The sequence below is a fragment of the Sinorhizobium americanum genome (assembly GCF_001651855.1).
Classification (GTDB): domain Bacteria; phylum Pseudomonadota; class Alphaproteobacteria; order Rhizobiales; family Rhizobiaceae; genus Sinorhizobium; species Sinorhizobium americanum.
Genome location: NZ_LNQC01000051.1, coordinates 1 through 19,400, shown reverse-complemented (window position 1 = coordinate 19,400; position 19,400 = coordinate 1). Strand labels below are relative to the sequence as shown.

At 57.0% G+C, this 19,400-nt stretch carries 16 protein-coding genes and 7 pseudogenes; 15 read left to right on the top strand and 8 right to left on the bottom strand.

Annotation, left to right across the window (positions count from 1 at the left end):
* Positions 1 to 172 precede the first annotated feature (172 nt).
* The 6 genes and pseudogenes from ATC00_RS13350 (at position 173) to ATC00_RS13340 (ending at position 3,929) form a co-directional block, all read left to right on the top strand.
* Positions 173 to 1,416, top strand: a pseudogene (locus ATC00_RS13350) (D-amino acid dehydrogenase).
* A 246-nt stretch (positions 1,417 to 1,662) separates the two neighbouring features.
* Entirely contained in the window at positions 1,663 to 1,917 is a 255-nt protein-coding gene (locus ATC00_RS33460) for a hypothetical protein (protein WP_234782302.1), read from the top strand.
* 245 nt (positions 1,918 to 2,162) lie between these two features.
* A complete protein-coding gene (locus tag ATC00_RS33455) occupies positions 2,163 to 2,519 on the top strand; it encodes a tyrosine-type recombinase/integrase (protein ID WP_234782301.1) in 357 nt (118 codons plus the stop codon).
* A 9-nt stretch (positions 2,520 to 2,528) separates the two neighbouring features.
* Positions 2,529 to 2,685 (top strand): annotated as a pseudogene (locus ATC00_RS34185) (IS91 family transposase); the annotation flags it as partial.
* A gap of 115 nt (positions 2,686 to 2,800) precedes the next feature.
* Positions 2,801 to 2,941 (top strand): annotated as a pseudogene (locus ATC00_RS32565) (IS91 family transposase); the annotation flags it as partial.
* 160 nt (positions 2,942 to 3,101) lie between these two features.
* On the top strand, positions 3,102 to 3,929 hold the full coding sequence (locus tag ATC00_RS13340) for a transporter substrate-binding domain-containing protein (RefSeq protein ID WP_234782300.1): 828 nt from the start codon (positions 3,102 to 3,104) through the stop codon (positions 3,927 to 3,929).
* Between the two features lie 747 nt (positions 3,930 to 4,676).
* On the opposite strand, the gene ATC00_RS13335 is transcribed toward ATC00_RS13340, so the two are convergent.
* The gene (locus ATC00_RS13335) at positions 4,677 to 5,357 is read right to left on the bottom strand and encodes a GntR family transcriptional regulator (protein WP_064253161.1); all 681 of its coding nucleotides are present in this window, start codon (positions 5,355 to 5,357) and stop codon (positions 4,677 to 4,679) included.
* A 933-nt stretch (positions 5,358 to 6,290) separates the two neighbouring features.
* Between ATC00_RS13335 and ATC00_RS13330 the strand changes: the two genes are divergently transcribed.
* The 7 genes from ATC00_RS13330 to ATC00_RS33450 all read left to right on the top strand — a co-directional run bounded on the left by ATC00_RS13330 (position 6,291) and on the right by ATC00_RS33450 (position 12,033).
* Positions 6,291 to 7,532 carry a pyridoxal phosphate-dependent decarboxylase family protein gene (locus ATC00_RS13330; protein ID WP_064253180.1) on the top strand — a complete coding sequence of 414 codons (1,242 nt, stop codon included), beginning with the start codon at positions 6,291 to 6,293 and terminating at the stop codon, positions 7,530 to 7,532.
* 63 nt (positions 7,533 to 7,595) lie between these two features.
* The gene (locus tag ATC00_RS13325) at positions 7,596 to 8,624 is read left to right on the top strand and encodes a transporter substrate-binding domain-containing protein (RefSeq protein ID WP_064253179.1); all 1,029 of its coding nucleotides are present in this window, start codon (positions 7,596 to 7,598) and stop codon (positions 8,622 to 8,624) included.
* A gap of 83 nt (positions 8,625 to 8,707) precedes the next feature.
* Entirely contained in the window at positions 8,708 to 9,865 is a 1,158-nt protein-coding gene (locus ATC00_RS13320) for an amino acid ABC transporter permease (protein WP_064253160.1), read from the top strand.
* Positions 9,865 to 10,959, top strand: coding sequence for an amino acid ABC transporter permease (locus tag ATC00_RS13315; RefSeq protein WP_064253159.1), 1,095 nt, complete (start codon positions 9,865 to 9,867; stop codon positions 10,957 to 10,959). The genes ATC00_RS13320 and ATC00_RS13315 overlap by 1 nt, the downstream gene beginning before the upstream one ends.
* Positions 10,960 to 11,134: 175 nt before the next feature.
* Positions 11,135 to 11,272: an ATP-binding cassette domain-containing protein gene (locus ATC00_RS33925; protein WP_082912313.1), complete on the top strand. Its 138-nt coding sequence runs from the start codon at positions 11,135 to 11,137 to the stop codon at positions 11,270 to 11,272.
* Complete coding sequence (locus ATC00_RS32795; protein WP_162532531.1) at positions 11,220 to 11,549, top strand: hypothetical protein; 330 nt, start codon at positions 11,220 to 11,222, stop codon at positions 11,547 to 11,549. The genes ATC00_RS33925 and ATC00_RS32795 overlap by 53 nt, the downstream gene beginning before the upstream one ends.
* A 337-nt stretch (positions 11,550 to 11,886) precedes the next feature.
* On the top strand, positions 11,887 to 12,033 hold the full coding sequence (locus ATC00_RS33450) for an ATP-binding cassette domain-containing protein (RefSeq protein ID WP_161951907.1): 147 nt from the start codon (positions 11,887 to 11,889) through the stop codon (positions 12,031 to 12,033).
* Here ATC00_RS33450 and ATC00_RS33445 read toward each other — a convergent pair.
* The 7 genes and pseudogenes from ATC00_RS33445 to ATC00_RS13285 form a co-directional block, all read right to left on the bottom strand.
* Positions 11,981 to 12,214, bottom strand: a pseudogene (locus tag ATC00_RS33445) (biotin synthase BioB); the annotation flags it as partial. The gene ATC00_RS33450 and the pseudogene ATC00_RS33445 sit on opposite strands and share 53 nt — an antisense overlap.
* Before the next feature lie 97 nt (positions 12,215 to 12,311).
* A complete protein-coding gene (mce, locus tag ATC00_RS13305) occupies positions 12,312 to 12,725 on the bottom strand; it encodes a methylmalonyl-CoA epimerase (protein WP_064253157.1) in 414 nt (137 codons plus the stop codon).
* Positions 12,718 to 14,859: a methylmalonyl-CoA mutase gene (scpA, locus tag ATC00_RS13300; RefSeq protein WP_064253178.1), complete on the bottom strand. Its 2,142-nt coding sequence runs from the start codon at positions 14,857 to 14,859 to the stop codon at positions 12,718 to 12,720. Before scpA ends, mce begins: the two co-directional genes overlap by 8 nt.
* A pseudogene (locus tag ATC00_RS13295) lies at positions 14,859 to 15,089 on the bottom strand (biotin/lipoyl-containing protein); the annotation flags it as partial. The gene scpA and the pseudogene ATC00_RS13295, both read right to left, overlap by 1 nt.
* Before the next feature lie 100 nt (positions 15,090 to 15,189).
* Positions 15,190 to 16,019: pseudogene (locus tag ATC00_RS34045) on the bottom strand (transposase).
* A 159-nt stretch (positions 16,020 to 16,178) separates the two neighbouring features.
* Positions 16,179 to 16,418 (bottom strand): class I SAM-dependent methyltransferase, encoded by a 240-nt coding sequence (locus ATC00_RS34040; protein ID WP_072642873.1) that lies wholly within the window; start codon positions 16,416 to 16,418, stop codon positions 16,179 to 16,181.
* Between the two features lie 368 nt (positions 16,419 to 16,786).
* Positions 16,787 to 17,288, bottom strand: a pseudogene (locus ATC00_RS13285) (IS6 family transposase); the annotation flags it as partial.
* Positions 17,289 to 17,303: 15 nt separating this feature from the next.
* Here ATC00_RS13285 and ATC00_RS32790 point away from each other — a divergent pair.
* Positions 17,304 to 17,462, top strand: coding sequence for a hypothetical protein (locus ATC00_RS32790; protein WP_162532530.1), 159 nt, complete (start codon positions 17,304 to 17,306; stop codon positions 17,460 to 17,462).
* Positions 17,463 to 17,887: 425 nt separating this feature from the next.
* Entirely contained in the window at positions 17,888 to 19,165 is a 1,278-nt protein-coding gene (locus tag ATC00_RS13280) for an ATP-grasp domain-containing protein (RefSeq protein WP_064253154.1), read from the top strand.
* Positions 19,166 to 19,400: the final 235 nt, after the last annotated feature.

Here is a 19,400-nt window from a genome sequence, read left to right as displayed (position 1 = left end):
ATGTATGCAATGACGACAGGGGCGCGGTTCTGGCAAGCTTAAAGTACTGGCTACGATTTTGCGGCACGCCTGGGTGACTTTCGGAGGCTGCGGTCACGTTATGTGCAAGCACCATCTCGCGCCCGCCGGCAATATCGCTGAAAGAGCCCTTTGAGCTCCATTATTGGGGAATGTGAAAGTTGTTGTTCTCGGGTCCGGCATCGTCGGGTTCACGTCCGCCTATCAACTGGCGAAAGCGGGTCATGCGGTCACGGTCATCGACCGCCAGCCGGGTCCGGCGCTAGAGACGAGCTTTGCCAATGCCGGCCAAATCTCATTCGGCTACTGTTCGCGATGGGCCGCCCCGGGCATTCCCCTGAAAGCGTTGAAATGGCTGTTCATGGAACATGCGCCGCTGATCCTGCGCCCGAAGTTCGATGCCGCCATGCTGTCCTGGCTACTCAGGATGCTGTCGAACTGCACCTCGGAACGCTATGCAATCAACAAGAGTCGCATGCTGCGCCTGGCGAACTACAGCCGTCTTGCGCTCGCCGAGCTACGCAATGAAACGGGGCTTGCCTGACGAAGGCATGCAGGGCACCGTCCAGCTCTTCCGGACTGAGCAGCAACTCGATGCGTCTGCAAAGGACGTGAAGGCTCTCGCCGCCGACGGCGTTCCCTATGAAGTGCTCGACCGCGACGGCTGCGTCAGGGTCGAGCCGGCTCTTGCCCATGTCCGCGACAAGATCGTCGGTGGCCTGCTGACGCCGAAGGACGAAACGGGCGACTGCTTCAAGTTCACCAATGCGCTCGCCGGCAAGGCGGAGGAGACAGGCGTCCGCTTCTTGTTCAACACGACGGTCAAGCGGCTCGATGTCGAAGGCGGCCAAGTGCGTGGTGTCGTTACTGGTGAGGAGCGGATCGCGGCGGACGCGGTCGTGGCGGCCTTTGGCAGCCATTCCCCAGTCTTCCTGAAGCGCTACGGTATCAAACTGCCGGTCTACCCAGTCAAGGGCTACTCACTGACGATCCCGATCACCAACGCCTCCCGCGCCCCGAAATCGACTGTCATGGACGAAACCTACAAGATCGCGATCACCCGTCTCGGTGACCGCATCCGGGTTGGCGGCATGGCCGAGATCTCGGGCTACACCAACGATCTCCGCCAAGCGCGCCGGCGCACGCTCGAACACTCCGTCACCGACCTCTTCCCTGGCGATGTGTCCAAGGCGACCTTCTGGTCGGGATTAAGACCGATGACTCCGGACGGCACGCCGGTCATCGGCCCGACGAAGATTGGCGGCCTTTATCTCAACACCGGCCACGGCACTCTCGGCTGGACGATGAGCACCGGCTCGGCCCGCGTCATCAGCGATCTCGTCAGTGGCCGCAAGCCGGGTCGACGCCACCGAACTGGCGGTCGCCCGCTATGCCTGACACCATCTCGATAATTCTATCCGAGGAGGACCTATGTCGATCACAGCTATCTCCACCGCCGATGCGCCGGCCTGTTAGCGATCCATCCCCCTTGTCAAGCGAAGTGAGGAATCGACAAGCGTGTCAAGTTTTTTGAGACTCGGAATTGAACTAACCCGCTGACGCGGGAGAGGTCGGGTTTGGAGGCGCGGTCTCCCAGTGGGATGTTTGGGTGTTGGAAACCAACCCCGACTAGGAGACCGACCGATGACCGACGCCCCGGCAGCGGTGAACCCGCTGCGTCGCCGCACGATCGACTACTCGATGCTCCGCCGCCTGTCGCCGGCCACGCAACCATCCTATCTGCATGCAGTGACAAGGTTCAGCCGGTTATTTCAGCCGCTCCCCGCATCGGCTGGGGCTGGAGGATGTGCGCGCTTTCAAGGTGTACCTGATGTCGCAGGCATCTTCTGGCCAGCGCTCAACCAGATGGCTACGCGCTGCGGTTCCTTTACCGCGTGACGCTAGACCTGGCGGAGACCCCGAGCGGATTGCCTATGCGCGCACGCCGCGCAAGCTGCCGGCGATCTTGAGCGCCGACGAGGTCGTGCGCTTCTAGAAGCGGTGTCGTCGCTGAAGGCGCGCACAGCGGTATCGACCGTCTGTGCTGCGGGACTGTGTGCCTCGAAGACGGTAAGCCTGAAGGTGCGACATCCAGCGCATGGTGATCCAGATTCCATCACGGCAACCGCGCCAAGGATCGCACGGTGAGGCTGTCGCCGCAGTTGCTTGGCATCCTGCGCACCTATTGGCGGCTGACGTGTCCGACGAAGTGGCTGTTTCCCGGACGGGGCGACAAGACGATCGATGTGCAGGTGCTTTATGCCGCCTGCCGTTCGGCGACCAAGGCGGCGGGATTGACCAAGCGGGTCAGCGTGCACACGCTGCGGCAGAGCTTTGCCACCCGTGCTCGAGAGGAGCGTCGATATCCGCATCATCCAGGTGATGCTCGGGCGCACCTTCTGTCGACGACAGCACGCTACACGCAAGTGGCGACAACCACGCGCGCCCGGACAGAGAGCCCGCCCGATCGGCTGCGCCTCGAGGTCGTGCCGCCGGCCTGAGATCGCGCCATGCGACCGGCGCTGGAGGTGGCCGATATCTTCCGCCGTCATGGCGCCCGCCCACCGTCGTTTCGATGACGGTCAATCGGTCGGGGGGAGCGCGACGTCATGGCGGCGCTCGAGTTGTGCCGGACCGTAGCGCTCGGCGGCCATGTCGAGACCTGCGACGACAGCGCCTTGAACCGCATTGTGTACAAACTGCTACAGCCGCCCATTGGAAGTACGTCACCGGCAACAGATCTACCTGACGGTCGGCCAGCGATCGCGCGGGGGACCCCGGCATTGTCGTGTTCACCGTGCTGGCCGAGATTGCCGCAACAGCCTATCAGAACAAGCGGCAGCTCAATATGATCCTGTTCGAGGCGGCCGCCGAGACGCTCAAGACCATTGCAAACCCTCGGCATCTCGGCGGCGAACTCGGCTTCCGGACGCTTTTTTGAAACCTTCATTTCGAGAATCAGCGCCTTTTGGCGCAACCCGCACATCGTGGTGCATTATCAATAACAATGAACAGACCCAATGTTCGGTCTGTGGATTACCGTACACTAAACAAGGAAAAGGGGAACAAAGGTGAATTGGTCATTGAAAACGCTCACAACGACTGCGTCCATCGTATTTGCGTCGTTCGCCTCCGCTATTTCGGCTCATGCTGGCGAAGTGCTTGATCGCGTCCTTTCCACTAAGACGCTCACGGTGGCCGTCGGGACGGACTGGGGTGCGGTCTCGCACCTGAACGACAAAGGGCTACTCGTCGGCTGCGATGTTGACATCGCCAATGCCATAGCGAAGTACCTCGGCGTCGAAGTCAAATTCGTGACACCAGGATGGGATATTATCATGGCCGGCAACTGGCAAGGCCGATGGGATATGGCCATGGGTCAGATGGCACCAAAAAAGGAAAGAGAGCGGGTGTTCGACTTTCCCGCAAATTACTACTACGAGCAGGTGGTCGCTGTTGTGCACAGGGATAGCAAGACAACGAAGCTTGCCGATCTAGACGGCAAGACCGTCGGCGCTCTGGCGAACTCGGCGTATAACGATTATGCCAACCACAAGCTTAACCCAGATTGGAAAGGCAGTACGCCTATTACTTACCAGTTCAAGCCGGGCGCCGTAACGAGCTACGGTGCCACCACGATGGCCTTCGACGACCTCCGGCTCGGCGATGGAGTTCGACTTGATGCAGTGATCGCTGACAAAGTTGTTGCGAATACTGCTATAAGCAAGGGCTATCCAATGAAGATCCTTAACGATCCCCTGTATGCCGCGCCAGCAGCCATCGCGATACTTAAAGGCGACAATGAGTTCAGCGAAAAGATTGCTGCGGCAGTCAAAGGAATGAAGGACGATGGCTCGCTTTCAAAGCTGTCGATCAAATGGTACGGAGCGGACTACTCCACTGAAAAATAGAGTCGCATGTTCCGGCGTCTCAGGCTCGGCCTGAGACGCGTATCCTGTAGGATCCGTCATCAGGATACAGTTGGACGCCTCTAAAAACCTACCGCTTCAGCCAGGCTTGCGCGATTTCAGGGAACGGATGATGCGTGAGTAGCCAGGCGTTTAGGATTTTTGGTGAGCGTTACGAGCGCCTGGGTGCGTCGGCGACCCTTTGGAGACGCGTCTGACGTTACCCGGCGGTTTGTACAAGTAGCGATGTTGCTGGCGTATCGATGACGCTCGAGAATGCCTTTGCGGCCGAGTTAGTGAACGGTCGAAATGCAAACGCCGAGCTGCTGGGTTACTCCCTCGCCGGTGAACATGCCGCTCTCAAGCAGCCGTTTGTAGCGGCTCTTCAAATACCTTCATCACTACTACGGGTCGGTCCGCCCCAGACCCCTGCATCCGTACTCTCGGCTCACGGTGGTGTGCCGCCTGTGCTTCCCCCTTGGCATCAGAAAACTGGTTTTCCGCAGTTCCGGGCAAAAAGCCTTGCATCCGGCTCATGCCCCCTATTCGCGGTCCACTGTCCGCCATGTCACCAAGGCTGCCGGCGGACATGTCCCCAGAGATCTACACGCCCTCGGTTTTAGTGGTACAACGAACTTCTAACGACGCGTCGTCGAAGGATTTGCTTGCGCTCATCTTCCGGATGCCCACGGAAACGGAAAAGATGAGTCCTGTCTATCAGGTCTGTCGCCAACGCGGCGACCTAGCCGCCTAGGTGAACCGCTCCAGCAGATACCCGAGTGCGTTTCGGAGATCCGTTTCGATTGCTTCCGCGACTGCCATACCGTCACGCCGTCTCAATGCGGAGCAAATCTTGACGCGGAGGCTTGGAGACTTCGACAGAGGAAGATATTCGGGTATCAGGAAGCTGAGATAGGGTCCCGACTGCAACCACAGGCTTTCAATTAGCTTTAGCGACACAGGCTTTCCGGCATGCCTGTAAAGCTCGAAGTGAAACTCGACTAGCCTCTCTCGATGCAGGGAGAGGTCGGCAGGAGATTTGGTATCGAGCTGCTCCGTCAGCGCCTCCATCTGTTCAATCGCGCTCTCGGGTATTCGCGCGGCGGCATATGCTGCCGCACGGGACTCGATAAGGATACGGAGCTCACGCACCTCCTTATAGACGTGCCAGTTCGCTTCCGGGACGCGTATCGATTTCTGCAGGGAATGTTCGAGCGTTCCGGCCGTCACCAATTGCAGGAGTGCCTCCCTGACCGGTGTCACGCTGGTATTCAGTTCCTCGGCCAGCGGCCGCAGTTTGATTTTCTCGCCTGGGTGATAGCCGCCGCTGATCAACCGGAAGCGGATCTCATCGTAGACGGACCCCCGGCGTCCGAGACCAGTATCTCGGAATAACCCTGCACTGTCTCCTGTGTGTGTAAGATCGGCCATGATTGCTTGTACGACACCTATTAGTTTGCCATCTGGGCTGCGAGCAACTTGGGAGGAAAGGAAAGCAGATCAGCGGGGTCATCGTAAACAGGTTCTGGACGACAAAAGGCGTCACGTCACAGAAAAACGGTCTCGATCGGCACGCCAATTAGCTACGACGAACGTTTACGCGCACATGCCACACCAACGGTCCCCCCAATCGGCTAACTCAAACGGGCCGGCCGCATCTCGATCGCCGGCACCCTCACCCACCCTGTCGGGCAAACCGACTGCCGACCGTAGCGCCTTGGGCGGCCTCCGACCGCCCGACAATTGTGGCTCCGCTGGCGTCGGGCTTGGACATTGCTGTTCTGCAACCACGGAATCGAAGCCGAAAAGGCCGCTCATCATGTCGCTCGTGGCGCTTGCGATGATCCTCCGAAATTCCTGACAGCCCGGATGCCAAGAGGCCGCCCGCTAGTCTCAGCCTCCGTTTCTCCGCGCCGAGCGCATTTTTGTCATAACAAAACAAGCTACTGCAGCGAGATAAGGCGGACAGGCAAGAAACTCGGCTTTCAATCTCTGCTTCCCAACTGCCCCAATCTATGCCGCGTTACATCAAATAATGCAATCCGGATTCTCTCTCGAAGGCAATATTCTGAGAAACGATTGTTGACAGACGGACAACTTTGATGTTCATTTGTCATAACAAATGTGTCGCGTGAGGGAAGCGACCGTAGTTGCGCCTCCCAGGGCTTTAAGTAGTACCCCGCATTCGTCCCAGCCGGGCCCGATGCATCCCGCTCAATTGGATGTGCGGCGAGCCCTGTTTGAGGAGGCGTCAACAATGATTGCGGAGAAGGAATGCCTGTCGCGTAAGCCCGGATAGCCACGATATCCCGCTTACGACCGCCTATCGTCAACGAAATCACTCGCCGAAATCAGGATATGGACATGACAATGACAAATGGACGCACGTGGAACGAAGTGCGCGCTGAGATGGAATCGTTCAAGGATCAGGACTTCGACTGGAAAGGGGGCCGTCTACCTTCATACATCTACTACCTCGATGAGGAGATGCTGAATATACAACGCGAGGCGTACGGCCTGTACATGGTCGAGAACGGGCTTGGCAAAGGGCGTGCCTTCCCCAGCCTCAAGCGGATGGAAGACGAGGTCATCCGTCGTGGACTCGCGATCTTGGGCGGCTCGGAAGCGAGCGGCGGCATCTTCACCTCCGGAGGGACGGAAAGCATTCTCCTGGCAGTCAAGGCGGCGCGTCAGTGGGCCCGCCAGAGCGGCAAGAAGAAGCCGTATAAAATTCTTTTGTCCGAGACTGCCCATCCGGCGTTCAATCGCGCGGCAGATCTCATGGAGCTCGAGGTAGAACGGCTCCCGATGCGCGATCGCGACTTCAAGTTCGATCTCGACTTACTGCAAACGGCGCTGGACGATAGCGTCATCATGGTAGTTGGTTCGGCACCGAACTATGCTGCGGGAACCTTCGATGACATCACCGGATTGGGCGAAATATGCCTCAAGAACGGTCTGTGGCTGCATGTCGATGCCTGCGTCGGCGGCTTCCTCGCCCCGTTTGCGCGCATGAACGGAAGGAGCATTCCGGAATTCGATCTGAGCGTACCGGGCGTGAAGAGCCTCTCGGCCGATATTCATAAATATGGCTTTGCAGCCAAGGGAGCCTCTCTCGTGCTTTTCTCCTCTGCCGAGGATAAGAAGCTGGCGCATTTCGCGCTCGACTGGTCGAGAGGTACTTACCAGTCTGAGTCGAATCAAGGCACGCGCGCTGGTGGTGCCGTGGCGGCAGCTTATGCCGTAATGAACGTCCTCGGAAACGATGGCTATCGCCGCCTCGCGGACATCACGCTTGGAACAGTTGACCGCCTTACCGACGGCATCGATTCCATCGACGGACTGGAAGTTATTAAACCCTTTGAGCTGTGCATTTTTGCTTACAAGAGCGTCGATCCGGGCATCGAAATTAATGCAGTTGCTGACGAAATGGGGAACAAGGGGTGGTTCATCGGGCGCTCGCAGCGCCCGGCACCTTCAATCCAGATGGCCGTCAACCCTGTGCATGCGAAGATTTGCGACCAGTACCTAGCCGACCTTTCAGAAAGCGTGGCCAAGGTCAAGCAACTCGGACTGCGCTCACAATTTGACAAGAATACTTATTGAGCGGTCGTCTCAATGCAGAGCGTTATTCGCTTCCGCCCGGGACAATACAATAAGGGGAATATCATGAAACAGTGGTGGATCTTAACAATCGTTTTATTTTCTCTCCAGTGCACTCTGCCTAGTGTGTCCCATGCAGGTGAGGTTCTGGATAAGGTTCGGTCAGATGGAACCTTGCGATGCGGTGTAGGCGGCTCGCTTCCCACGTTCTCCCGTTTGAACAGCCAGGGGGTTTGGGTTGGGCTGGACGTAGACTACTGCAGGGCCGTTGCTGCTGCGGTTCTCGGTGACAAGAACAAGGTCACATTTGTACCGCTCACTTTGCAGCAGCGCTTTGCGGCGCTGCAAAGCGGGCAGGTGGATATGCTCGCTCGGGACACCCTCTCCAACCTGACACGCGATGCCTCGCTGGGGGTCATTTCAGTGGCGACGAATTTCTACACCGGAGCTGGGTTCATGGTCCGTCGGGATGCAGGTATCGCGTCAACCGATGACATGAGTGATGCCACGTTCTGCATAACTCACGGCAACTCCGCCGTCGGGGCATTGGCTGACACGATGAAGAAAAAGGGGTTCGAATATAAACTGATACAGCTCGAGAAATTCCAGGACACGTTCCAGGCATTCCTTTCAGGCAGATGCGACGCGGCAGTGGCTGGTGCCGCGGACCTCGCTGGCGTCCAAGTGACGATGGCACCCAATCCTTCGGAACTCGTCGTCCTGGATGAACTAATGTCGGCCGATCCGTACTCCGTCTACGTTGCCCGCGGCGACTGGGAATGGTTTACCATCGTGCGATGGGTTCACTATGGACTGATTGAAGCTGAAAAACAGGGCATTCTTCAGGCCAACGCGCAGCAGCTTGCGACGGCAAGCGAGGACCCGACAGTCCGACGGATGCTCGGAGCTCAGGACGAGCTCGGCAAGCTTCTCGGACTCGATAACGATTGGCTGGTGAAGGTCATTTCGGCAACCGGGAACTACGGCGAGATTTTCGATCGTCACTTCGGCAAGGGTTCTCAGGTCAATATGGCTAGGGGCCAGAACGCCCTGGCACGAGACGGTGGCCTTATGTACTCGCCGCCTTTCAACTGACATCTGGGTAAAGGGGTTGAAGAACCCCTCTCACTGTCTATCTCCGGCGACGACGCTCACAGACATAGATTGGAAGCATCCAGATGATCATTCAGTCGCTCTCGGGTCACCGAAAAAGCCGGAACATGGCTTGGCAAATTATTGCAGTCGTCGTGATCGTAGCGATCATGGGCTGGATGTTCCAGAACGCACAGCAGAACTATGAAGTCCGTAACCTGAACTTCGGCTGGGACTTTCTGACGAGATCCGGCAACATTCCAATTGGGGAGACTTTGGTCGCTTATGCGACTGGCGATGCCAACTATCGTGTGTTTGTAGTTGGGCTGCTGAACACGATTTTGGTTGCTGTTATTGGCATCGCCTTATCAACGTTGTTTGGTACCATTCTTGGGATCGCTCGCCTGTCCGGCAATATGATCGCGTCACGCGCGGCTCTCAGTTATGTGGAATACGTACGAAATGTGCCGTTGTTGGCACATCTCTTCATTATCTACTTCTTGCTGCAGAAGTTGCCGCCGATCCGATCAGCCTGGTCATTAGGCGATCTGGCATATCTCTCCAATCGAGGGCTGGTCGTCCCGGCACTTTCCGGCGGAGCCTTTTCTAACACCTTCCTCGTTGCATCTCTCATTTTCCTGACAATCGCGTTGTTCTCTCATCTTTTGCGGAGAACGACCGTTGGAGTCGGAACCTTCCCAACGTCAATACTGATATTTGCCACCAAGGCTGGATTGATCCTCTCTGCAATATCGCTGGTCTGCTTTAGCGCTTCAATGGAAGTCTCCATTCCGCAGTTTGACCGACGGCGCTTCGTTGGGGGTTGGAGCGTTACACCGGAATTCCTGTCGATCGTACTAGGTTTGACCATCTACTATAGCTCGTTCATTGCCGAGATCGTTCGCGGGGGCATCCTATCCGTTCCCCGGGGCCAGTGGGAATCGGCAGCGGCGCTCGGCCTTAAACGGCAGCAATCTCTGAGACTCGTGGTGTTGCCTCAAGCACTCCGGTTGATAATACCGCCAGCCACCAGTCAGTATTTGGACCTAGCCAAGATGACATCATTGGCCATTGTGATCGGATTCCCAGATCTTGTCTCCGTTACGAACAGCATCATCAATGACACGGGACGAGCCATCGAAGCGGTTGCCCTGATCATGTTTGCGTTTCTTATGATCAATCTGACCATATCGATCTTCATGAACTGGCTTAACGGACGCGTGGCTTTGGTGGGGCGCAGCTAATGAACAACGCTCGCTATACCATGATCTCGCACGCCTCCTACACTGTTCAGCAAACAGCGGTGCGACTTCGCCTCAAGCCAAATCTTTCGGGACTCCTGTTATCTGGCATCCTTCTCCTGATCATCGTCGCGATCGCGATTCCAACTTTGAAGTGGGCCGTTCTGGATGCAATTTGGATCAGTGAGCCAGGCATTTCAACCGCGTGTCGGGCATCTCCTGAGACTGGCGCATGCTGGGCCCTGATCCCGGAAAAATACCGCTTCATTCTCTTCGCCACCTATCCATATGACGAGCAATGGCGGCCAGCCGCTGCCATCATGATCTTGATTGCCCTCTATGCCGTAAGCGCTGTTCCCGCTTTCTGGAGCCGTTGGCTCGTTGCCGGCTGGATTTTAGCGTTGGTTTGCGTAGGGGTTTTGATGTGGGGAGGCTTAGGGCTCCAATTCGTGCCCCAGACGATGTGGGGCGGATTAGTGGTCACTCTCTTGCTATCAACCTTTGGTATCATCTTCGCCTTCCCCATAGGAATCCTCCTCGCCTTGGGCAGACAAAGTTCGGAATTCAAAATTTTTCGGATTATGTCCATCAGCTACATCGAGATCATTCGCGGCCTTCCACTAGTTACTCTGTTGTTCATGGCGACATTCGTGCTTCCAGTCTTCTTTCCTCCGGGCTTTGAAATCGATAAGCTATTGAGGGCGCAGATTGCATTGATCATACTTTCTGCGGCCTATCTGGCCGAAGCTGTTCGCGGTGGGTTGCAGAGCGTTCCAGCTGGCCAAGGCGAAGCTGCAACAGCGCTCGGCTTTGGGTTCTGGCGGATTCAGTTGCTGGTGGTTCTTCCGCAAGCCTTGCATAAAGCTCTTCCGTTGCTGGTGAACACGTTCATTTCGATCTTCAAGAGCACATCTTTAGTGCTCGTTGTCGGAATCTTTGACCTCATGTCAGCCGGAAAAGCAGCAATTGACGATCCGGCATGGCAAAGTTTCGCGATTGAGATGTTCATCTTCGTCTCATTTATATACTTTGCATTCTGCTATTCCATGTCTTTATACAGCAGTTATCTTGAAAGAAGGCTACGTCTTTCAAAGTAGAATAAAAAAATTTGTGAACATTATGCAGTGCAGAGATCGGGAGAAGTTCAAAGTGGCAAACAAAAATTTTAACATTAGCTCGTGGTTATACAAATGGAACCGATGAAGATATTTACAACGAAATCATTGGTATGCACAATCATATAACGAATTTAAGGTTATTACTCATATCAACATGCAGGTGATGCGCGGTGAGCGGATCGTTATCTGCGGCCCTTCCGGCTCGGGCAAGTCCACGATGATCAGTTGCATCAACCGCCTTGAAGAACTCCAAAAGGCGTTGCCAACAGGATCCGCTGGATCTGCAGGCTGACGCTCGCGAACTTCTGGAAGTCCACATTACGGTAGGGGGCAACGGCTGCTGGCTCCAACGCAAGAATCCTTTTGCGCGCGTCACCGTAACGGACGGGGTCGCTCATGCCCCTGAACAGTTGCGCTACGTGACGGCGAACTGCGGAAAGCTCGATAGCCTGATCGAGCTGGAGTTCCGTGACCACGGTCCCGACGCCATTTCTCGATTCGACCAAACCGAAGGTCGTCAGCTGGCGTACGGCTCAGATCCGAACTCCTTGCCAGGGCCGTCTCGCTGAGCGCCTGACCCGGACGGTAGTGCAGGCCGCAAATTCGTAGGAGCAGCGCGTTGAGGATATTCGACGAACTGACTCGCTCGACCTTGCTTTCGTTTTCATTTTCCTCCGCGCCTGATTTCCTGAACCCGTCTTTTTCCTACGGTATACCCGAGAACAATTCAGAAAAACGCTGTACACAGCAGCTGTGTACAGCCATGGAAATGAAAGATGGGAACAAGAGAGACTTCCAAATGCAGGTCCAGCACAGGCCTCCAAGGCCATCGAGATCCGGGAAATACGGAAGTCCTACGGCAAGTTCTGAAGGAACGTATCCCTTACGGCGGCGCGCGGGGAGGTCATTAGCCTGATCGGGAAGTCAAGCTGCGGCAAAAGCACGTTTCTCCGGTGCATAAACTTCCTTGAACGTCCGACGGGCGGCAAGATCGCGCTACCTTGCGCGCCTCGGCGAGAACGCGCTCGACCTCCATCAGCTTCGAGGCCTTGAGACCCGTCGGGTAGTGGGCGGACTGATACCGCAATCCTCGGCACAGCCGCCGGTCTTGATAAGAGCCGGCTCATCTGGATGGCATTGGGGTCGAAATGCGCGCGGTGAACCAGCTGTGCGCGGAATCGCTGAAGGGAGGATTGTAAATTGCCCTTGCCTCATCCACGGTGACCGATTGCATCGGTCGATGTTGATCCAAGTGGAGACCGTCAGTCATGACGTGACCCACCGTCGATCACTCCTCGCTTTTGCTATAAGATTTGCCTGTCGCTACCGGTTCATTTGACCTCTGCGAGCTCGATCAACGTGCCGAAGAAATCCTTTGGATGTAGGAACAACACAGACTTGCCGTGGGCGCCGACCTTCGGCTCACCGCTTCCAAGCACGCGCGCGCCCGCCGCCTTCAACCGGTCGCGGGCGGCGAGGATGTCGGTCACTTCGTAGTAAATGTGGTGCATGCCACCGTCCGGATTCTTAGCCACGAAGCTCGCAATCGGCGAGTTGTCGCCGAGCGGTTCGAGCCGTTCGATCGTGTTGGCAATCGCCACGAAGGCGACGGTGACGCCATGCTCAGGCAGTGCAAGCGGCTCGGAGACCGTGGCGGCGAAGCTATCGCGATAGCGCGCAACGGCGACCTCGAGACTGGGCACTGCCAAGGCGACGTGGTTGACCCATGTAAGGAAATCATGCATTGCGCAGCCTTCCCTGGGTGAGGTCGAGTACCGCGCGGGCTGCATCGACGACATTAGTGCCAGGGCCGAACACTGCAGCGACCCCATGTTCGTACAGGAACTCATAATCCTTGCGGGGAATAACACCGCCGCAGACGACGATGACGTGGTCGGCACCCTTGGCCTTCAGGCGAGCAACAAGCTCAGGCATGAGCGTCTTGTGGCCAGCGGCGAGCGAGGAGACGCCGAGGATATCGACCATTTCGCCCATAGCGAGATCCGCCGCCTCGTCAGGGGTCTGGAAAAGTGGGCCTGCCACGACATCAAAGCCGATGTCTCCAAAAGCCGAGGCAATCACCTTGGCTCCTCGGTCATGGCCGTCTTGTCCAAGCTTGGCAATCAGGATTTTTGGTTTGCGTCCCGACTTGCGGACCTGTTCTGAAAGCCGCCCTTTCAGGGTTTGATATTCCGGATCGTTCTCGCTCGCCGGACCATAGATGTCACCGACGACTTCAGGCACAGCCGAGTAGTCCCCGAAGGCTTCGCGCATCGCATCAGAGATTTCACCCACGCTGGCCCGTGCGCGGGCTGCCTCGACCGCCGATGCCAGGAGGTTCCCCTCACCCGTGCGCGCAACTTTCTTCAAGGCTTTGATTGCACCGGCGCATTTTTTGGGGTCGCGAAGCTGCCGGATCTTTTTGATCCGCCTGACCTGGCCTTCGCGGACGGCGCGGTTGTCGATCTCCAGCGTGTCGATATCGGCTTCCTCGAGCAGGCGGTATTTGTTGACGCCGACGATCACCTCCTCGCCGCGGTCGACCGCCGCCTGTCTGCGGGTGGCCGCTTCCTCTATCAGGCGCTTGGGCAGGCCGCTCTCGATCGCCTTGGTCATGCCGCCGAGCGCCTCCACTTCCTCGATCAGCGCCCAGGCCTTTTCGGCGAGCTCGTAGGTCAGGCTCTCGACATAATAGGAGCCGGCAAGCGGATCGACGACCTTGGTGACGCCGGTCTCGTGCTGGAGAATCAGCTGCGTGTTGCGGGCGATGCGGGCCGAAAACTCGGTCGGCAGCGCGATCGCCTCGTCGAAGGAATTGGTGTGCAGCGACTGCGTGCCGCCGAGCACCGCCGACATCGCCTCGAAGGCGGTGCGGATGATGTTGTTGTAGGGGTCCTGCTCGGCAAGCGAGACGCCGGACGTCTGGCAATGGGTCCGGAGCATCAGCGACGATGCCTTCTTCGGCTCGAACTCCTTCATGATCCGCGTCCACAAGAGCCGCGCCGCGCGCAGCTTCGCAGCCTCCATGAAGAAGTTCATGCCGATCGCGAAGAAGAACGAGAGCCGGCCGGCGAAATCGTCGACGTTCAGCCCCTTGGCAAGGGCTGCGCGCACATATTCGCGCCCGTCGGCGAGGGTAAAGGCAAGCTCCTGCGTGAGCGTCGCGCCGGCCTCCTGCATGTGATAGCCGGAGATCGAGATCGAGTTGAACTTCGGCATCTCCTTCGCCGTATATTCGATGATGTCGGCGACGATCCGCATCGAGGATTCCGGCGGGTAGATGTAGGTGTTGCGGACCATGAACTCCTTGAGGATGTCGTTCTGGATGGTCCCGGAGAGGTTCTCGCGCGACACGCCCTGTTCCTCGCCGGCGACGATGAAGGAGGCGAGGATCGGGATCACCGCGCCGTTCATGGTCATCGAGACCGAGATTTTTTCGAGCGGGATGCCGTCGAAGAGGATCTTCATGTCCTCGACCGAGTCGATTGCCACCCCAGCCTTGCCGACATCGCCGACGACGCGGGGGTGGTCGCTGTCATAGCCGCGGTGGGTGGCGAGGTCGAAGGCGACCGAGACGCCCTGCTGGCCGGCGGCAAGGTTCCGCCGGTAGAAGGCGTTCGAGGCTTCGGCCGTCGAGAAGCCGGCATATTGCCTTATTGTCCAGGGCCGGCCGGCATACATGGTGGCCCGCGGCCCGCGCAGGAAGGGCTCGAGGCCCGGCAGCGAGTCGAGGTGGCCGATGGCCGCGAGGTCATCCTGGGTGTAGAGCGGCTTGACCGCGATGCCTTCGGGCGTGTGCCAGGTGAGGCTTTCGGGGGCGGCCTTCAGTTCCTTCTCGGCGAGATTTTGCCAATCAGTGAGGCACTTCCCATCGCTCATCATTCAAACTCCATAATGATTTGTCTACGGCCAGCGACTGGCCAACCATTGCGCTCACGGACTTGACGAGGGCCTTCTCGTCGGCCTGAGCACGTTTCCATCTTCATGGCTTCCACCCTCGCAAGCGACTGCCCCGCCTCGACCTCGTCACCGTTCTTGACAAGGATTTGTGTGATTACCCCGGGCATGGGGCAAGGCAGTTGCTTCGACGTGTCGGCCGCCTTTTTTACGGTTGCACGCGGCAAACAATTCGGCTTTGCTTTCCTCGAAAGCTAACATTGTGTTAACACGTAAAAACTTGCAAAGACCTGTGAACCTGGCCGAACTTCTTCAAAATACGGCGTCTAATGAGGGATTACACCACCGCAACTCCGCGCGATCGCCCGTGCCATTCGTCGGATCGATGATTGCGATGAACATCCAAGCCTCGGATGCGGCGATTGAAGCTCCCAATCTTTGGCGAGCCGACGGCATCGGCCTAGCCATGCGAAGTCCGCTCCACGATCCAGCGCTTGAGCATAACGACAAATCCCTTGGCCCATCCGAACGCCCTACGATTTCGAGAACCAGGTCCTTGATGTGAGCCAGCGTGGTTTCCAATCCTCGCCGGCAAAGCCGCTCTCTGACAATCTCGGTGACTGACGGGTGCGCCGTCGCGGTCCTGAATGCCTCGTGAACGTTGCCCGCTGTATCGGTGACCATGTGGCCCGTGCGACGCTTGACTTTCTTGCCCGCAAAACCGCGTAGACCGCCGCCGTCAGTCGTCTTCACCGACCGGCTGTCGATAATATGGCTGGAGGTTCGGATTCCGTCCATCAGCAGACCGTTTGCCATAACCAGCGCCTTGTTGACCAACACAAGCCGGCTGCAGTCGTGCCGGACTGCACCGTCGTGAAGGGCGGAAAATCTCTGGGTAGAAGCCGCCATGACAGCTCGACGCTGCAACATACTGAATTGCAATTCCATAGCTCGCGCAAATCGCGCACGCATGGACGTCCAACCTTGCAGCAGCGCCCCAGAAACGGAGCGACAATTTCCCATTCCCGATCGCGCAGTTGCCTGCATGACGCAGTTCGCGTTGATGGCGCCGAGTGATTTCGGTTGGGGGCATCCGATTCTCCGCAGTCTTCGCAGCGCGCGGAGTTACACCCATCAGAAATAACTCACCTTTTGGCCAGCTCTAAAAGCCCATAGGACAAGCCGTTGGAATTATTGTACGCGACAACCACGAGGTTCGATCTATCGGATGTAAACGTTTCACCTTCCTGGCCATAAGCTTCAACAGTCACGAACCCCGCGCTTCGCAACATACGAAAAAATCACAGAAAAGCCGCGTCAAATCGGTCTCGCCAGGGGAAGTGAGCGCATGTCGCCCAGACATACTCAACATTTACTCCGCGTTCGGCCTCATCCGCATCGGCTTTTTTTAGCAAGATCGGCGAGATGTCGAGTCCGGCTAGCCGCGCTCCTTTCTCAGCCAACCGGTTGGTAATTCGTCCATAACCGCATCCAAGTTCAAGAACTAAGCTGTCTTGTCTAAGGGAAAGAATCCCAAACACTTCGACCTGTCGGTCACTTGTCTCCGGCGGATTGACCACATCGCAGAAATAGAAGTAATCGTTGCTGAAGGGTGCTTATAAGGAAACTGTAGCTGTACCACTCAAATCATCATTCATAGTTTTTCCTCAGCTGCTAGGTCGATTTTTGCACGGTTTGCAGAATATTGAAAGAAAACATTTGTGAATTCTTTTATGCGGTTGTTAAATATTTCGGCAACAGCCATTGACCTAGCGCGTTTGAGGTTGTACCGCGAACAGGTGTAGGGCCTCTCAAGGCGCTGCTCTCGAAGGCTCGTAAACATCGATCTCGCGGACGTAGTCCCGGCCCCTCGTAAACAAACGATCCTTACCATCATGCCACATGATCTTCAGGAGGCCTGCAGGCGGTGATTAGCGAGAGCGGAGCGGAGCGGAACGAACAGATTGCGCAGGGCCGAGAAGCGCGAAACGAAGCGTTGCAGTTGGTGATCGGGAGCCTTGCATCATCAGCCTCCCGTTTTCGCAGCGTAACATGTGCGTTCTCCGCCCGGTTGTTTAATCCCTTGTGCGACCAATGCTCGACGTCCGGCATCACCTGACTCCTGGCTGCTCCATACGACCGCAGCTTGTCGGTGATCATGCGCTTCGCCGCGATGCCTTGCTTCTTCAGCAGCCGCGTCAGCAAGCGCTTGGCTGCTTTGATGTTGCGGCAGGTCTGGACGATCTCGTCGAGCACATAGCCATCCTGGTCGACGGCGCGCCACAACCTGCGGTTCCTGCCGGTGATGGTGATGACGACCTTGTCCAGTTGCCCGACATCGTTTCGGCTGTGCTGGTTGCCGCGCAAGCGGCGAGCGAAACGCCGCCGAACTTGATGCACCACCGGCGGAGAGCAGACCACGGCCTATGTCAGTAATCCGCAAGACGCCGGCACAGGTCGTGTCGTTGATCAACGACCTTCTGGAGAGTGCCAACCGCCAGCAGATCGCCGGCCGTATCAATGAACCCGGACATCGCATCGGCGCGGCGAACCCTTCACCTGAGGAATGTCATGCCTTGGGCTGACCTTCGCCGCGCTGCGCCGAGGGGGTCAAACTCCAATGAACCCACCCCCTCAGAATGAGGCTGTTAACCCAGCCCCGGCGATTCGGATCCAGCAGCACAGAGAGAAAAAGCCATGGAACACCATGGGACGGCATTTAGATACTGCCAAACGACAGGCAGGCTAGCGCGGTCGAATCTCGTCCCCTCTCTGGTCGAGCATTTCCCTTCCCCATCGCCAGACCAGGAACGGCCAATTTCCTTTAGTGTCAAATCAAACGCTCCAACTGTCGCAACAGAGCCGTCAACAAGAATTCACAAACCTTTGCGACTATAAATCGCCGATGATGATACATTAGCCACAACATCTGAGATCAGGGTCAGCTGAAAAGGCTGATACCGATTTGTCTTGGCTGTCGCCAATCAGGCAACGTCGGAGTGAATAACCAATGATGAGAGCTCTTATCCTGATTGAAGGCCACAAGGGTAATGGTCTAAAATACGTCCAAGCAGCCCGGCGTCTCGGCATTTGTCCAATTACTCTCTCCGCTGATCCAACTCAGTACGACTACGTTGCAACGGAAAGCGTTCCGACAGTCTGTGTCGAAACAGGCAATCTCGAAGCAATGATCTTTGAATGTTCCCAGCTACGCACCACGTATGACATTGCCGGCATTACCGGCTTCTCGGGTGACGACGAGTCTATCTATGTGGCAGTTGCCAGGCTCTGCCGACACTTCGATCGACCGGGGCCGGACCCCGCATCGATTGAACGGTGCCGCGACAAGTTCGTTCAACGTCAGACCTTGGCGGAGGCCGGCGTTCCAATGCCTGCTTATCGCTTGGCCGCAAATGCGCCGGAGATTGAAACTTTTGCGGCTGAGATCGGCTTGCCGGTAATTCTCAAGCCTGCCGAAGGTAGCGGTAGTAAGGGTGTCCGATTGTGCCGCAGCGTTAATGAGTTGGTCGAACACACGAACTATCTCCTGAAGGGCGAGTACATATGGCGGTCCCCGCCAAGGATATTAATCGAAGAATTCGCACAAGGCCCCCTTTATAACGCTCAGATAATGGGCAATGAGATTATTGGAATTGCGGAGAGTGAGTTCGGCCCCCCACCACACTTCGTTTCTCGGGAGTTGACCTTTCCGATCCTGCTAACCGATCAAGAGCATGAACGTATTGCCGATGTTTCGCTAGTTTGCTTGCAAGCTCTCGGCCTCGGATGGGGGCCCACAAACATTGAATTCCGATGGACAAAGCGCGGCCCAGCAGTCATTGAGGTCAATCCGCGTCTTGGCGGCGCTCCCGACCCACAACTGGTCCAGCTCGCTTGCGGCGTCGATCTTATTACGGAGCACGTCAAGCTTGTCATCGGGGACGAATGGAATTTGGCCAAGACGCATTCGCACACTGCGACTGCCCGAAAGCTCATCGCTGATCGCGATGGCATCCTTGAACGGATCGATGGTGACGATCAGGCGGCTGCTATTCCAGGCGTCGCCGAGGTTAGATTCTACATTCAACCCGGTACGCCGATCATCACAAAAGGAGATTCTCGAGACTGCATCGGATATGTCATCGCCTCTTCACCGAGCCGCGCTCGGACCAAAGCGACACTCCAGCATGCCGTCGATTTAATAGATTTGTCGATCACGCCCTTTGCGACGCCTGGCGGACGGGAACAATTTGGCCCCTCGCACCCTTCGGCTGCGGGTAGTTACTGACGTGGAGCCGCCTGTGTATACTCCCAAAGGTTCGCTGGCGTTTATCACTTATATGAAACTTATACCAGCGCTCAATGATTAGAACTCATCGGACCATTTTCTGTGGCCGATGGACATGACGCGTCAGATGCTGATTCATCAGATGCTGGTTCATGGTATCCATCCGAGCAGTGCCGCGGGATTTTGGGTGCCGCGCGTGGTAACGTCGGTTCATGGAGATCGATGAGGACAAGAT